Source organism: Bradyrhizobium sp. BR13661 (assembly GCF_029892425.1).
Taxonomy (GTDB): Bacteria; Pseudomonadota; Alphaproteobacteria; order Rhizobiales; family Xanthobacteraceae; genus Bradyrhizobium.
This window is the reverse complement of sequence record NZ_JARXWB010000062.1, coordinates 1-13,530: the sequence shown is the minus strand read 5'-3', so window position 1 is coordinate 13,530 and position 13,530 is coordinate 1. Positions and strand designations below refer to the sequence as shown.

General features: G+C 64.7%; 13 protein-coding genes. 7 read left to right on the top strand and 6 right to left on the bottom strand.

The window, feature by feature from the left end:
• Window positions 1-146: 146 nt before the first annotated feature.
• From M2427_RS41495 to nthA, 3 genes are read right to left on the bottom strand one after another with little or no spacing between them, the layout of a single operon-like run.
• On the bottom strand, window positions 147-524 hold the full coding sequence (locus tag M2427_RS41495; RefSeq protein ID WP_280712489.1) for a nitrile hydratase accessory protein: 378 nt from the start codon (window positions 522-524) through the stop codon (window positions 147-149).
• Complete coding sequence (gene nthB, locus M2427_RS41490; RefSeq protein WP_280712488.1) at window positions 524-1,183, bottom strand: nitrile hydratase subunit beta; 660 nt, start codon at window positions 1,181-1,183, stop codon at window positions 524-526. Before nthB ends, M2427_RS41495 begins: the two co-directional genes overlap by 1 nt.
• Window positions 1,180-1,815: a nitrile hydratase subunit alpha gene (gene nthA, locus M2427_RS41485; RefSeq protein ID WP_280712490.1), complete on the bottom strand. Its 636-nt coding sequence runs from the start codon at window positions 1,813-1,815 to the stop codon at window positions 1,180-1,182. The genes nthB and nthA overlap by 4 nt, the downstream gene beginning before the upstream one ends.
• A gap of 241 nt (window positions 1,816-2,056) precedes the next feature.
• On the opposite strand from nthA, the gene M2427_RS41480 reads away from it, so the two are divergent.
• The 4 genes from M2427_RS41480 to M2427_RS41465 all read left to right on the top strand — a co-directional run bounded on the left by M2427_RS41480 (window position 2,057) and on the right by M2427_RS41465 (window position 6,831).
• Window positions 2,057-3,304 carry a sensor domain-containing diguanylate cyclase gene (locus M2427_RS41480; RefSeq protein WP_280712487.1) on the top strand — a complete coding sequence of 416 codons (1,248 nt, stop codon included), beginning with the start codon at window positions 2,057-2,059 and terminating at the stop codon, window positions 3,302-3,304.
• Window positions 3,305-3,364: 60 nt separating this feature from the next.
• Window positions 3,365-4,807, top strand: a complete 1,443-nt coding sequence (locus M2427_RS41475) for a DASS family sodium-coupled anion symporter (protein ID WP_280712486.1) — start codon at window positions 3,365-3,367, stop codon at window positions 4,805-4,807.
• A 235-nt stretch (window positions 4,808-5,042) separates the two neighbouring features.
• Window positions 5,043-6,176 carry a methionine ABC transporter ATP-binding protein gene (locus M2427_RS41470; protein ID WP_280712485.1) on the top strand — a complete coding sequence of 378 codons (1,134 nt, stop codon included), beginning with the start codon at window positions 5,043-5,045 and terminating at the stop codon, window positions 6,174-6,176.
• Entirely contained in the window at window positions 6,166-6,831 is a 666-nt protein-coding gene (locus M2427_RS41465; RefSeq protein WP_280712484.1) for a methionine ABC transporter permease, read from the top strand. The genes M2427_RS41470 and M2427_RS41465 overlap by 11 nt, the downstream gene beginning before the upstream one ends.
• 32 nt (window positions 6,832-6,863) lie before the next feature.
• On the opposite strand, the gene M2427_RS41460 is transcribed toward M2427_RS41465, so the two are convergent.
• Complete coding sequence (locus M2427_RS41460) at window positions 6,864-7,271, bottom strand: SMI1/KNR4 family protein (protein ID WP_280712483.1); 408 nt, start codon at window positions 7,269-7,271, stop codon at window positions 6,864-6,866.
• Between the two features lie 38 nt (window positions 7,272-7,309).
• Entirely contained in the window at window positions 7,310-8,293 is a 984-nt protein-coding gene (locus M2427_RS41455; protein WP_280712482.1) for a helix-turn-helix domain-containing protein, read from the bottom strand.
• A gap of 181 nt (window positions 8,294-8,474) precedes the next feature.
• Between M2427_RS41455 and M2427_RS41450 the strand changes: the two genes are divergently transcribed.
• Window positions 8,475-9,671, top strand: coding sequence for a serine hydrolase (locus M2427_RS41450; protein ID WP_280712481.1), 1,197 nt, complete (start codon window positions 8,475-8,477; stop codon window positions 9,669-9,671).
• Between the two features lie 15 nt (window positions 9,672-9,686).
• Window positions 9,687-11,678, top strand: coding sequence for a primary-amine oxidase (locus M2427_RS41445; protein WP_280712480.1), 1,992 nt, complete (start codon window positions 9,687-9,689; stop codon window positions 11,676-11,678).
• Here the strand turns inward: M2427_RS41445 and M2427_RS41440 are convergent.
• Complete coding sequence (locus M2427_RS41440) at window positions 11,675-12,241, bottom strand: helix-turn-helix transcriptional regulator (protein ID WP_280712479.1); 567 nt, start codon at window positions 12,239-12,241, stop codon at window positions 11,675-11,677. The two genes, M2427_RS41445 and M2427_RS41440, sit on opposite strands and share 4 nt — an antisense overlap.
• A 201-nt stretch (window positions 12,242-12,442) precedes the next feature.
• Here M2427_RS41440 and M2427_RS41435 point away from each other — a divergent pair, with 201 nt between their 5' ends.
• A complete protein-coding gene (locus M2427_RS41435; RefSeq protein WP_280712478.1) occupies window positions 12,443-13,261 on the top strand; it encodes a hypothetical protein in 819 nt (272 codons plus the stop codon).
• The last annotated feature ends 269 nt before the right edge of the window (window positions 13,262-13,530 follow it).

Genomic DNA, 13,530 nt, shown 5'->3' with positions numbered 1-13,530 from the left:
TCGCCAGGAAGCTTCTAACCGTGCTCAACGCAATGATGCGCGACCGAAAACCTTATATGATCGCCCCATCGACATAACAGTTGCCGGCTCTGCGCCGCAACGCTACCGCGTTGCGGCTTGTCCGGGACACGAGAGTGTGGCGCCAGCTAGCCAAAATCCTCGTCGCGCAGCTCGATCGGCATGCCGTGCGGCGTGCGGTCCGCGGCATGGTCCCAGGCATCGCGATAGCGATGCAGCGTGTCCATCGACGCGACGCCCTTGCTTGCGACCAAGCCTTCCAGCGTCGCGAGCCAGTGCAGGTAATACGTCTCGCCCGTGTCGGGATCGCCGGCAGCCTGCGCGCGCTTGATCTCGGAGGCCAAGGCTGCGGCCCATTCCGGCCAGGTGAACACGCCGCGGTCGTGCAGCGTGAGCGCCATCGCAAAGGCCTGCGCTTCCCACGGGGCACGGAACACCGGGCCGTCGTCATCGCGCGGAATGCTTGGTATAGCCGCCGTCGCGGCGGCCGCGGCCGTGCTGCTCATCACGCCGGGTCCAGATAGGGCTCGAAGGCGTCGATCGAGACTTTCAGCGTCGGGTCGCCATCCGCGCCCCAGAGATCGCGGCCTTCGAACACGACGGTGTAGAGCCATTGCGGATTCTCGCCGAGCTCCATCGCCGCAGTGTCAGGAAACACGTGGCAGCCGTGGTTCAATTCGACCACGCCGACATGGCCGCGGACATATCGCGGCAACCGCGTATGCGTGGCCGGATGAATGTTCTTGGCGCGGACGCGATCGCCGATGTTGAATTTGGCGGGTGCCGGCGCAGGCCGGTCGAACTTGCCGCGCACCATGATGCGCTCGACATTGGCGAGATCGAACTTGCCGTGCTTGAGCGGCTTTCCGGGCTGCATCGCGTGGCCGGCAGCAACTTCCCGCCGCGTCAAGTAACCCTTCTCGATCAGCATCTCCTCCAGGCCGAGGAACCATTTCTTGTAGTAGGAGCTGGAGAGGTAGACATGCGGCGGCAGCGTCTCGCGATAGAAGCGCGAGGTATCGATGTTGAAAGCGCCGGCGGCGCCCATCGCGCGCACCATGGCGAGCACGCGGGATTCCCATTCCTCGTGGAAGACGGGCTCGTTGGCCTCGGGCTCGACCTTGCCGAACCCGTCCATGCCGCCCATGTCATGGACACCGTTCACGACGGTGCTCCCGGCGTTTTGGGAAAGCCTGTTCCGATCATGGAGTCGCGCGTGACGAGGTCGGCGAGCTGCTCCTCGCTCCAGCCTTCGGTGCCGGCGGGGCGCATCGGCAGCACCAGGAAGCGCGTCTCTGCGGTGGAATCCCAGACCCGGATTTCCATGTCCTTCGGCAAGCTGACGTCGAAATCGGCGAGCACGCCGCGCGGATCCTTGACCGCGCGCGAGCGATAGGGTGAGGCCTTGTACCAGACCGGCGGCAGCCCCAGCATTTCCCAGGGGTAGCAGGAGCACAGTGTGCACACGACCATATTATGACGCTCGGGCGTGTTCTCGACCACGACGAGATGGTCGCCGACGCGGCTGACATGGCCGAGCGTGCCGATCGCCTTGCTGCCGTCCTCCAGTAGCGCCTTCTTGAAATCAGGATCGGTCCAGGCCCTGGCGACGACGCGCGCGCCGTTATGCGGGCCGATCTTGGTCTCGTAAGCCTGGATGATGGCGTCGAGCGCGGCCGGCTCGACATAGCCTTTTTCGGTCAGGACAGTCTCGAGCGCGCGCACGCGCAGCTCGGTTTCGGACAATTCCGAATGATCGTGGTCGTGGTGATGATGGTGCTCGTGATCTTGGCTCATGGCGCGAAAGATTAAGCGCATGGTCCCTGCCTGTCGAGCACTCGTTGCGGCGCGATCGGTCCCACGCCGAGCAGCGTCCTGACGCGGCGCAAACCTAAGTTTGGAGCAAGGTCGCCAACGCTTTCTTTACCGCCTTGCGCGGGAGAGGCGCGCTGCAAACCCATTCTCAATTCCGCCTGCGATATCCACCTCGGCAACTTTCTGCCCAGGGGTGGGCGCGCTTGGTTAAGGAATTGCGGACATGCTTGCCGCCGACACGCAAATGATGCCGAACCTGGTCCTCGCCGGTGGCATTGTCACTGCGCTGCTGATGGCGCTGGTCGTGGGCATCTGGCTGCGCTCTCGCCGGCTGTTTGGCATGCTCAGGACGATCGAGGCTGAACGCGCCGACCACGCCAGGCAATTGCAGGACACGACTGCGCGGTTGACCTCGTCGCTCAAGGCGGCCGAAATCCGCACCAAGGAGATCGCGCTGCTGACCGAGCTTTCGGGCCTGCTGCAGTCCTGCCAGAAGCCGGACGAGGTTTTTGCAGCTGTCGAGACCTATGCCGGATTCCTCTTCCCCGACGAAGCGGGCGCACTGTATCTGATGAACGATGCCCGTGACGGCGTCGCGCGCGGACCGCGCTGGGGCGAGGTCGCCTCGACGGCGCAGGCGTTTGCGCTGGAGGATTGCTGGGCCCTGCGCCGCGGCACCAAATTCCCGGTCTCCGAGGCGAGCCAGGGGCTTGTTTGCGGCCACGCCTGCTGCGAGGCGCGCGCCGGCATTTATGTCTGCGAGCCGCTGGTTGCGCAGAACACGCTGCTCGGCGTGCTCTATCGCGAGGCCGGCAGCGCGGCTTTCGCCGACGGCACCGACCAGCTCGCGACCATGCTTGCCGAACAGATTTCGCTGGCGCTCGCCAACCTCCAGCTGCGCGAGCAATTGCGCAGCCAGGCGATTCGCGACCAGCTCACTGGCCTCTACAACCGCCGCTTCCTCGAGGACGCGCTGGCGCGCGAATCCGGCCGCGCCATGCGCACCGGCGAGACGATGGCGCTTCTGATCATCGACATCGACCACTTCAAGAAGATCAACGACACCTATGGCCACGAATCCGGCGATGCGGTGCTGCGCGAGCTTGGCGCGGTGCTGGAAAAGACGATCCGCAAGACCGACATCGTCGGCCGCTTCGGCGGCGAGGAGTTCCTGGTGCTGATGCCGGGCGCCGACATCGACGCCGCCATGTCGCGCGCCAATGCCGTACTCGATGCCGTCAGGGCGATGCATGTCGATATCCCCAATGGCGCGCCCTTGCGCCACATCACGGCGTCGATCGGCCTTGCCGTGACGCCGCTGCACGTGCCGAAGGGCGACATGCTGGTCGCCGCCGCCGACACGGCGCTGTACCAGGCCAAGGGGCAGGGCCGTAACCGCGTGGTCGAGTCCGACCGCCGCGCCGTGATGGCGCCGCCGGCGGTGCTCGCCAAGACGGGAACGGACGGCTAGAACGGGTCCGGCGGCAGCGGTTCGGTCAACGATCCCGTGTGTGCCGCGGGAGGACCGATAATGCATCGCTGGAAGTTGATCGCACCGCTCATCGTATGGCTCGCGATCTATCTTTGGCCGATCCCGGCGGGTCTCAACGTCAATCAGTGGCACTATTTTGCGGTCTTCGCCGCCGTCATCACCGGGCTGATCCTGGAATCGATGCCGGTCGGCGCGGTCGGCCTGATCGGACTGACTGTCGCTGGCGTCGCCGGCTATATCGATGCCGATCCCAACAAATCGCTGCGCTGGATGCTTGGCGGCTTTGCCGAGAGCACGGTCTGGCTGATCGTCGGCGCCTTCGTGTTCTCGATCGGCTATCGCAAGAGCCAGCTCGGCCGGCGCATCGCGCTGGTGCTGGTGCGGCGCCTCGGTACCAACACGCTCGGCCTCGGCTATGCGGTGGCGATGTCCGACTTTCTGCTGGCGCCGGCAACGCCCTCCAACACCGCCCGCAGCGGCGGCATCGTCTATCCCATCATCAGCAACATCCCGCGCATCTACGGCTCCGAGCCGGGGCCGACCGCCGGCAAGATCGGCACCTATGTGATGTGGACCGCATTCGCCGCGACCGCGGTCACGAGCTCGCTGTTCTTTACCGCGCTGGCGCCGAACGCTGCGGCGCTCGCCATCGCCAAGAAGACTGTCGGTGTCGACGTCAGCTGGGGCCAGTGGTTCATCGGCTTCGCGCCGCTGGGCATCTTGCTGATGATCCTTGTCCCGCTGCTCAGCTACGCGATCTGCAGGCCCGAGGTGAAGCGCAGCCCGGAGATCCCGGAATGGGCGGCGAAGGAGCTCGGCGAGATGGGCCCGATGTCGCGCAACGAGTGGATCATGCTGGTTCTGATCGTGCTCGCGATGTTCCTGTGGATTGCGGGCTCCAGCCCGGACATTCACGTGCCCTTGTTAGGTGCGAACTTCGTCAACGCCACCACGGTCGTGTTCATCGTGATCTCGCTGATGCTGGTGACGGGCGTGATCGAATTCGCCGACATCGTCAGCGAGAAGGGCGCCTGGGAGGTTTTCTTCTATTTCACCTCGCTGCTGACGCTGGCCTCGGGACTGAATGAAATCGGCTTCATCAAATGGTTCGCCAATGAATTCGCGAAGCCGCTGTCAGGGCTGACGCCGTCGACGGCGATGATCCTGCTGGTCGCGCTGTTCTTCTGGATCCACTATTTCTTCTCGAGCATCACCTCCCATGCCGCCGCCGTGCTGCCTGTCGTGCTCGCGGTCGGCTCCGGCATCCCCGACCTGCCGGTGGCGACGCTCGCCATGCTCTGCATGTATTCGCTCGGCCTGATGGGCGTGATCTCGCCTTACGCGACCGGGCCGGCGCCGATGTATTACGGCAGCGGCTATATCGGGAAAGGCCAGTTCTGGGGCTTTGGCCTGATCTTCGGAGTGCTCTATTTCGCCGGGCTCCTGGTGATCGTGCTGCCCTGGCTCGCCATGGTCAGGTAGGCCCGGAAGCGGGCGGATACCCCTCAGCAGGAGAATATTCTTCCACGTCGAGGGATCGGGAAATCTTCGCCCAATCCCCTGCAAACATCTGAAATTGCAAGAAAGACTGGAAAAGGCGATGGTGCGCTGCAGTGCAGTGTCGCCGTCAGGCGCTCTGCTTTTGTTCCACTCCTTGTCGCATGCAGAGCGACCCGCCTCCCGCGCGCCTTCCGCACGGGCGCGCTAAACATCGTGCATGAAAGTCGCTTCCATGAATGTGCACCCATCGCTGGTGATCGGAGAACCGGTCGAGATCCGAGACGGCGCAGCTCAGCCGGAGCCGATGGTCCGGTTCGAGAACATCTCGAAAACCTATCCGGCCTATCGCGGCAAGCCCGGCGTCAACGCGCTGCAGGGCGTCGACTTCGCGATCGCGCGCGGTTCGATCACCGGCGTGATCGGCCGCTCCGGCGCCGGCAAGTCGAGCCTGGTGCGGTTGATCAACGGGCTGGAGAAGCCGACCACGGGCCGCGTCGTGGTCGACGGCAGGGATATCTCGGCGCTGACCGGGCGCGATCTGCGGCTCGCGCAGCGCTCGATCGGCATGATCTTCCAGCATTTCAACCTGCTGTCGTCGCGCACCGCCGCCGACAACATCGCGCTGCCGCTGGAGATCGCGGGTTGGTCGAAAGCCGATATCAAGGCACGCGTCACCGAGCTGCTTGCCCTTGTCGGTATCGCCGACAAGCACGACCGCTATCCCTCAGAACTCTCCGGCGGCCAGAAACAGCGCGTCGGCATCGCCCGCGCGCTGGCCACGCGGCCGGACGTGCTGCTGTCGGACGAGGCGACCTCCGCGCTCGATCCGCAGACCACGCGCGCGATCCTCGATCTGCTCGCGAGCATCAACCGCGAGCTGGGCGTGACCATCGTGCTGATCACCCACGAAATGTCCGTCGTCCGCCAGCTCGCCAAGGAAGTCGTCGTGCTCGATGCTGGCCACGTCGTCGAAAGCGGCCATGTCGCCGACATCTTCACCCATCCCAGGCATCCGATCACGCAGTCTTTCCTGGCCGAGGTGACCGGCGACAGCCTGCCGGTCTCGCTCGCCAGCCGGATCGTCCAGCAGCCGGGCAGCCATGCCGTGATCCGCGTCCAGGTGCGCGGGGCAGGGGCCGGCGACACGCTGATCGCGCGGCTCGCGCGCGAGCTCGGCCTCGACGTCTCGCTGCTGTCGGCGCGCATCGACGAGATCGGCGGCCAGCATGTCGGCTCGCTCGTCATCGGCATTCCCATGGGTATTTCTGGCGGCGAGGGCGCGGCAACGCGCACGCTGGCCTGGCTGTCTCAATATCAATTCTCGGCGGAGCGTCTCGGCTATGTCGCCTGAACTCATCAATCTCATCGTCCAGGCCACGGGCGAGAGCCTGTACATGGTTGGCATCGCAGCGCTGCTCGGCACCGCCTTCGGCCTGCCGCTCGGAGTCTTCCTGGCCACCAGCCGCAAGGGCGAGCTGTTCTCGGCGCCCGCCATCAATCGCGTGCTCGGCATTGTCGTCAACGCGACGCGCTCGACGCCCTTCATCATCCTGGTCGTCGCCATCATCCCGTTCACGCGGCTGGTTGCCGGCACCTCGATCGGCTCGACCGCGGCGATCGTGCCGCTGGTCATCGCTTCGACGCCGTTCATCGCGCGCCTGGTTGAGGCCGCGATCCGCGAGGTCGATGGCGGCCTGATCGAGACCGCGTCCTCGTTCGGCGCCTCGCCGCTCCAGATCGTGTTCAAGGTGCTGATCCCCGAGGCGCTGCCCGGCCTGTTGCTGGCGCTAACCCTCGCGGTCGTCAGCCTGCTCGGCTACTCCGCCATGGTCGGCGCGGTCGGCGGCGGCGGACTTGGCGATCTCGGTATCCGCTACGGCTATCAGCGCTTCATGCCGGAGATGATGCTGGCCGTCGTCGTCGTGCTGATCGCGCTGGTGCAACTGGTGCAGAGCGCCGGTGACTATCTGGCGCGGCGGGTCAATCGCCGGCTGCGGCACCGCTGATCTCGATCGTGAACTAAAAATTGCAGGGTCGGTTACTGGTCGCGTCGGCCGATTAACTTCAGGGCTGCCTCGAAGGATGGCGCTATCGGCTGGACACTTTCTGGCAGGTCGATGTTTGTCATATCGAAGGCAACGAGTGGGTAGGGCTCACTTTCGCGTAGGTCAAATGCCACTGCTTCGCCGCCGCCATTGCCGCCAATCACGAACAGCCCCTCGAAGATCTCTTTGAAGGAGCCATTCCGTTCGATTTGCGCGGCTTCCTCGGCGGAGTAGAGACAAAGCCACAACGGTTGGACCGCCAGTGGTCCTTCACCGCCGTTACTGAAGGAAAGCAGGGAATAGTAGCTTTCAGGAAGATCAGCCGGGGCGATCGATTTAAGCACAGCGATCGCTTGTGAAGAGGCCCCCCCGACCTTATGCCATTCTCGACCTTCCAGCACGCGTCCTCCTTTGAGCTTTCCGCATTGTAGGGCCTCGGTCAGGCCGCCAGCCTGGCACGCTTGAGCGTCTCCGAGGGCAGCTCGGAGAAGTGGCGCTTGTAGTCGAGCGAGAACTGGCTGAAGTGCCAGAAGCCGTGCTGCACGGCGACGTCGTAGACCGATGTCTCGGTGCCGTGCTTGAGGTCCCGCCGCACCCGGTTCAGCCGCATCGCGCGCCAATAGTGCATCGGGCTGGTGCCCACGACCTCCTGGAAACAGTAGCCGAGCTTGCGCGGGCTGGCGCCCACCGCCTTGCAGACCTCCAGCAGCGACAGTGCGTGCTCGCCGCTGCCATGCATCAGCTCGCGGGCACGATCGACCGTGCGCTTGCGCGCCGCGGAACTACGGCCGGGATCGCTCGGCCGCGCCGTCGGCAGCATGTCCATGATGTCGACGAGCAGGGCGTCTTCCAGCGCCTGCCGTGCCGCCGGATCGTCGAACTTCTCGGGCGCAGTTGCGAGGGTGTCATGGATCGCCGCGAGATGCGCGCGCAGCCGTGCGACCGGCGCCTCGTCCATCTCGATCACTCGCAGCTGGTGCCAGACCGCGCGGGGCAGTTCGATGTCGAGCTTGGTCGCCAGTTCCTCGATCAGCGCCGATCTGGCGACGACGCCGCGCAACTCGAACGCCTTCGGCGTGCACATATCGACTTCGGCGTCGATGCAGGCGATCACCTGGCTGCCTGCGACGCTGGCGCCGTTGCAATTGATCTCGCCGTTGCCACGCCAGGGCAGGCCGATGCCAAAGCTGTCAGCACCCAGCTGGCCATACTGGCGGACCTGCTGGCTGGTGATCTCGCGGAATACCTCGACGTGGGGGAGGGAAAGCTGGGTAAAGCTGCCTGCGAATGCGCCGGCGCTGATCTGGTCGTAGCTCAGCCTCCAGCGGCCGAGCGCGGCGCAGTGCTCGTCGACGTCCGTACTGCGCGCCTGGAACAGGTTGGCCGCCGAGTCCTGAATCGGAAAAGTTGCGCTTAAGGCCATGACGATACGACGGAATTTGTGAGCCGAGCAGCCGGCACGGACCGCGCCAGACTGGCACGACCACGGGCCCTGTCCAGCGAAATATTGCCGGATCTCGATAACGCCTGGCGCTGTCGTTGTGCACTCTTCGCCATTGCCACTCCCGGCACCGGAGTCGGGAGACCTTGGCGGAGGGATCGAGATGCGACCGACCGAGATCATGCGCGGCAGCCCGCCTGCGCCCGAGGCCCAGGTAACGCGCGCCAACTGGCGCAGCTTTCCAGCCATCCGCTGGGGCTTCACCCACGCGCGCGAAGTGTTGCCGACCGCCGAGATCCGTCGTTCCGCGCAGCCGACGAAGATCGTGAGCGCGCCGCGCGAACTGGCAAAGATCGGCTTCACCGCGCCTGACGGCATCAAGACCACGATCGAGGCGACGCTGCGCGAGACCTTCGCTGACGCGCTGCTGGTCATGCACCGGGGCACGCTGATCCACGAATGGTATGGCGACGGCATGGGCGTGACCACGCCGCATCTGATCTGCTCGATCAGCAAGGCGATATCAGGCACGCTTGGCGGGGTGCTGGCCGCGCGCGGGCTGGTCGATCCGGAGGCGAGGGTGGTGCGCTACATTCCGGAGCTCGAGAGCTCGGTCTACGGCACCTGCACGGTCCGCAATCTCCTCGACATGGCCGTCGCGATCCAGTTCGAGGAGGATTACGAGGATCCCGCCGGCGATGTCGCGCGCTATCGCTTCTCCTCCGGCTGGGACGTGCCGCCATCAGGCGTCGAGCCCGGCCATCAGCGCGCCTATCTCGCCACGCTCCGCGGCACCGGCAAGCCGCACGGCAAGGTGTTCCATTACGTCTCGACCAACACCGAGGTGCTCGGCTGGGTCTATGAGCGCGCCTGCGGCATGCCCTACCATCGCATCCTCTCCGACTATCTGTGGCAGCCCCTGGGCGCGGAGGAAGATGGCTCGCTCACGCTCGACAGCCACGGCATGGGCCGCCTCGCGGGCGGCATTTCCGTGACAGCGCGCGACCTGCTGCGGTTTGGCGAGATGATGCGCAATCGCGGCGTGGTGGAGGGACGGCAGGTGGTGCCGGGCTGGTGGATCGACGATATCAGAGAGAACGGCGATCCCAAGGCCTGGGCCGACGGCGATCTCGCCGAGTTCTTCCCGGGCGCGCGCTATCGCAGCAAATGGTTCACGATCGACCCGTCGCGCAACGCGCTGACCGCGATCGGCATCCACGGCCAGCACCTCCATGTCGATCTCGACTCGGACACTGTCATCGTCAAGTTCGCGACCCAGCCCAAGGCGATGGACGTGCCGCTCGACCAGCGCTGGTTCGCGGCCTTCCGCGCTATCGCCACACATCTCGCTCCGCGCTGATCTCTGGACATTACCATGCTCGATACCGTCAAAGCCAAATCGCAGGCGCAGACCGCGACGCCTCATCCGCTCGATCCTTTGACCGCAGAGGAGATCACCGCAGCCTGCACGCTTGTGCGTGCGGGGGCCGCTTCGCCGGAGAACTGCCGGTTCCCGACGGTGCGGCTGGAAGAGCCGACCAAGCAGGAGCTGGCCGCCGGAGGGACGCCGCGGCGTGCCTTCGCGCTCACGCTCGACGTGGCGACAGGCGAGGCGATCGAGCACATCGTCGATCTCGCCCGCAACGAGATCGTTGCCCGCAAGGTGATCCCGAATCGCGAGGCGCCCTATGGGCAGCCGTCGGTGATGCTCGAGGAGTTCTTCAAGTGCGAAGCCGTGGTCAAGGCCGACCCCGGCTGGCGCGCGGCGATGGTTCGGCGCGGCCTGACCGACAAGGACATCGAGCTGGTTCAGGTCGACCCGTTCTCGTCGGGTTTCTTCGATTTCGAATATGAACGCGGCGCGCGCATCGTTCGGGCCGTCAGCTTTTTTCGCGAGCATCTCCAGGACAACGGCTACGCGCACCCGATCGAGGGCGTCGTCGCAGTCGTCGATCTGATCAGCGGCAAGGTTCTCGACCTCACCGACGCGGACCCGATCGTGCCGATCCCGCGCAAGAAGCGGAATTACGGCGCGCATGAGGTCACCAACCCGCGAACGGATATCAAGCCGCTGCATATCGAGCAGCCCGAGGGCGCGAGCTTTGAGGTTGATGGCTGGAAGGTCGACTGGCAGAAATGGAGCTTTCGCATCGGTTTCACACCGCGCGAGGGGCTGGTGCTGCATCAGCTCGGCTACCAGGACGGCGACCGGAAGCGTTCGCTGATCCATCGCGCCAGCGTCACCGAGATGGTGGTGCCGTACGCCGACCCGACCGCGAACCATTTCTGGAAGTCGGCGTTCGACGCCGGCGAATACGGGCTCGGCATGCTCGCCAACGCGCTCGAGCTCGGCTGCGACTGCCTCGGCCACATCAGATATTTCGACGTGCCGGCCGCCGACAACAACGGCAAACCCTTCGTCATGCAGAACGCCATCTGCATGCATGAAGAAGACTACGGAATTGCCTGGAAGCACTACGAATTCCGCAACGGCCTGTTCGAGGTCCGCAGATCCCGGCGGCTCGTGATTTCGTTCTTCGCCACCGTCGGCAACTACGATTACGGCTTCTACTGGTACCTCTATCAGGACGGCACGATCCAGCTCGAGACCAAGCTCACGGGCATTATCCAGACGGCCGCCGTGCCCTCTGGCGAAAAGTACAAATGGGGCGGCATGGTCGACGACGCCCTCGGCGGCCCGACGCATCAGCACTTCTTCAACGTGCGCATGCACATGGATCTCGACGGCGGCGGCAACACCGTGACCGAGCATGAGTTCGTGCCGCGGCCCTGGGGCGCCGACAATCCGCATGGCAACGCGTTCGACACCACCACGCGCGTTCTCTCACGCGAGCGTGACGCCGCCGCCATTGCAAATGGCGAGACCGGCCGGTTCTGGAAGATCAGCAACCCGAACGAGATCAATTCGGTCGGCAACGCGCCTGCCTACAAGCTCGTCGTCAATCCGAGCCCGCTGATGCTGGCGCAGGAAGGCAGCTACGTGCGCAAGCGCGGCGGCTTTGCCACCAGGCATGTCTGGGTGACGGCCTTCGACGCGGCGGAAAAGTACGCCAGCGGCGATTATCCCAACAACCATGCCGGCGGCGATGGCCTGCCGCGCTACGCCGCGCAGAACCGCAACATCGAGAATACGGATATCGTGCTGTGGCACTCGTTCGGCCACACCCATATCTGCAAGCCTGAGGATTTCCCGATCATGCCGGTCGAATATGCCGGCTTCATGCTGAAGCCTACCGGCTTCTTCGCGGCCAATGCGGCTGGCGACATCCCGCCCGATCGCAACAGCCGCAGCGTGCTGGCTGGCCAGCAGAAGGACGCCGGAGGGACGTGCTGCCACAAGGGCTAGCGGAGGAACGCCTCGGTAGAACCGTGAGGCTCAGCCGGCGGCAATGCGAGCGAGGCGGGGCCTGCCACCAGACTGTCAAGATCGACCAGAAACAGATCGGCCATGTGGGTGAGCTGGTGGAGCGGGATGCTGACCTCACCGCTCTCGGCACGCGAGACGAATTCGGGCGAGACGCCGACGAGGCTTGCGATCTGGGCCTCGGTGTAGCCACGCGCCTCGCGCGCGCCTTTGACCTGGGCGCCGATGTGCCGCCGGTGCAGGGCCTGCTCTTCCTCGGTCATCATGAGCGCCTGCTCGTCCAGGCTCGCAACGCCATCGACGAACGCGACGCCCAGCAGCCGCCGCTTTTGCCAGGCGACGCGGCAAGCCTTGCGCAAGCCGTCGGCAAAGATCAGCGTAGCCTCCTTCGGAAACGACAGCGACCAGTCGAGCTGCAGACGGGCGCCGGTGCCGGAGACGTCGGCGATGGTGCAGGGGATGCTGACGGTGCCGCGGGCACCCTCGAATTCGATGATCCCGGTCCTCGCCGTGGATTGCCTGGCCGCAGCGCGCAATTCGCTCATGGACGTCGCCCCCGGATGTCCGGCACTTGCTGAAAAATCTGGAGGTAATTTTACCTCCAGGGGTCCCTGCGCTCAATCGAACCCGGCAGGCATGGTGAAGGATTGGTTCTCGATGGAGCAGGGCACGTCGCCTGAGATGAACCTTCCGGCCCGGCGCGCCCACAAAGACTGGAGATCGCCACCAGTCTTCCGGACATTGCAATGAGATCGCTTGCCTTACTCTGCCTGCTTGCCTTCACCACATCGGCACATGCGGCCACCACTCCCGAGCAGCACTATCTTGATCTGCGGGATCGCTACATCGCCAAATTCTCGAAGGCCAAGGAGAGCGACGAAACATCCAGGCAGCACGATGCGGCGCTCAACGAGCTGACCGGCGTACTGCGGGGCCTGGTCGGCCCCGTCACGATCAAGGGGCTGCCGGCCGAGGGCAAGTCGAACGTCGACACGCTCTTCAGGGGAGACAGCGGCTTCGGCCATCTCGACGGGCTCGGCTTCGCCACGGAAGGCGACAAGCAGCAGGCCGTGGTGACGACAACGTCGCTGCTCAAGCATTGGCTGCGCGAGCATAACAAGGACGGCATGCCGCAGGAGATCGATGCTGCGTTCAAGTCAGATCGCTTCTACTATCAGGCGATCCAGGACTCCGCCTTCGCCAAATATGCCGAACTGCCGATCATCAAACCCGCAGCCGCGACCGCCGCCGTCGCCGTGCTCGGCGTCCGCGGTAATGGCGACCTGAAAGGGCCGCCTCATGAAATCGACGTGGTCGCGATCCAGGGCGAGAAAGTGTTCTTTCTCGCCATGAACGAGGCCGTGAAGACCGCCGAGATCCCGGCTTGCGAAAGGGTCTGGAAGCAGATGATGGCCAGGACGCTGCCGAAGGATGACATGGCCAAGGAAGACCAGGCTATGGACGCCTACACGAAATGTTTCGCCAAGGAGGCGCCGAGCCAGAGCTGGTTCGCGGCGGCCGTCAAGAAGGCGCAGGGCCAGCTGGAGCTGCTGCCGCTGCGCTAGAGCGTGCCGCGTCCACCTTCGACGACGAACCGCCGTAGCCAGAGCGTACACGCCACGATGTCGCGTAGCCCGCTCACTGGAGCGCTATCCGGGCCGGGAGCGGGGGTTGTCCAAGCCGCCATGGCACTGGCCGTCCTGATCGACCCACCCATACCTGTAATTCGCATAAGGTATATTATGGAATTTCCATGCGGTTTGATTTCTGTAGCTTTTTTGGTCCAAGCGGCTGATTAGACCTCGGCAAATGTTCCTGTTGAAACGCGGTTTGG

Bases quoted from the DNA above. Each gene is read 5' to 3' on its own strand.
- M2427_RS41445 (WP_280712480.1), top strand. From the start codon at position 9,687: ATGCTCGATACCGTCAAAGCCAAATCGCAGGCGCAGACCGCGACGCCT.
- M2427_RS41450 (WP_280712481.1), top strand. From the start codon at position 8,475: ATGCGACCGACCGAGATCATGCGCGGCAGCCCGCCTGCGCCCGAGGCC.
- M2427_RS41435 (WP_280712478.1), top strand. From the start codon at position 12,443: ATGAGATCGCTTGCCTTACTCTGCCTGCTTGCCTTCACCACATCGGCA.
- M2427_RS41475 (WP_280712486.1), top strand. From the start codon at position 3,365: ATGCATCGCTGGAAGTTGATCGCACCGCTCATCGTATGGCTCGCGATC.
- M2427_RS41470 (WP_280712485.1), top strand. From the start codon at position 5,043: ATGAAAGTCGCTTCCATGAATGTGCACCCATCGCTGGTGATCGGAGAA.
- nthA (WP_280712490.1), bottom strand. From the start codon at position 1,815: ATGAGCCAAGATCACGAGCACCATCATCACCACGACCACGATCATTCG.
- M2427_RS41465 (WP_280712484.1), top strand. From the start codon at position 6,166: ATGTCGCCTGAACTCATCAATCTCATCGTCCAGGCCACGGGCGAGAGC.
- M2427_RS41495 (WP_280712489.1), bottom strand. From the start codon at position 524: ATGAGCAGCACGGCCGCGGCCGCCGCGACGGCGGCTATACCAAGCATT.
- M2427_RS41440 (WP_280712479.1), bottom strand. From the start codon at position 12,241: ATGAGCGAATTGCGCGCTGCGGCCAGGCAATCCACGGCGAGGACCGGG.
- M2427_RS41455 (WP_280712482.1), bottom strand. From the start codon at position 8,293: ATGGCCTTAAGCGCAACTTTTCCGATTCAGGACTCGGCGGCCAACCTG.
- M2427_RS41480 (WP_280712487.1), top strand. From the start codon at position 2,057: ATGCTTGCCGCCGACACGCAAATGATGCCGAACCTGGTCCTCGCCGGT.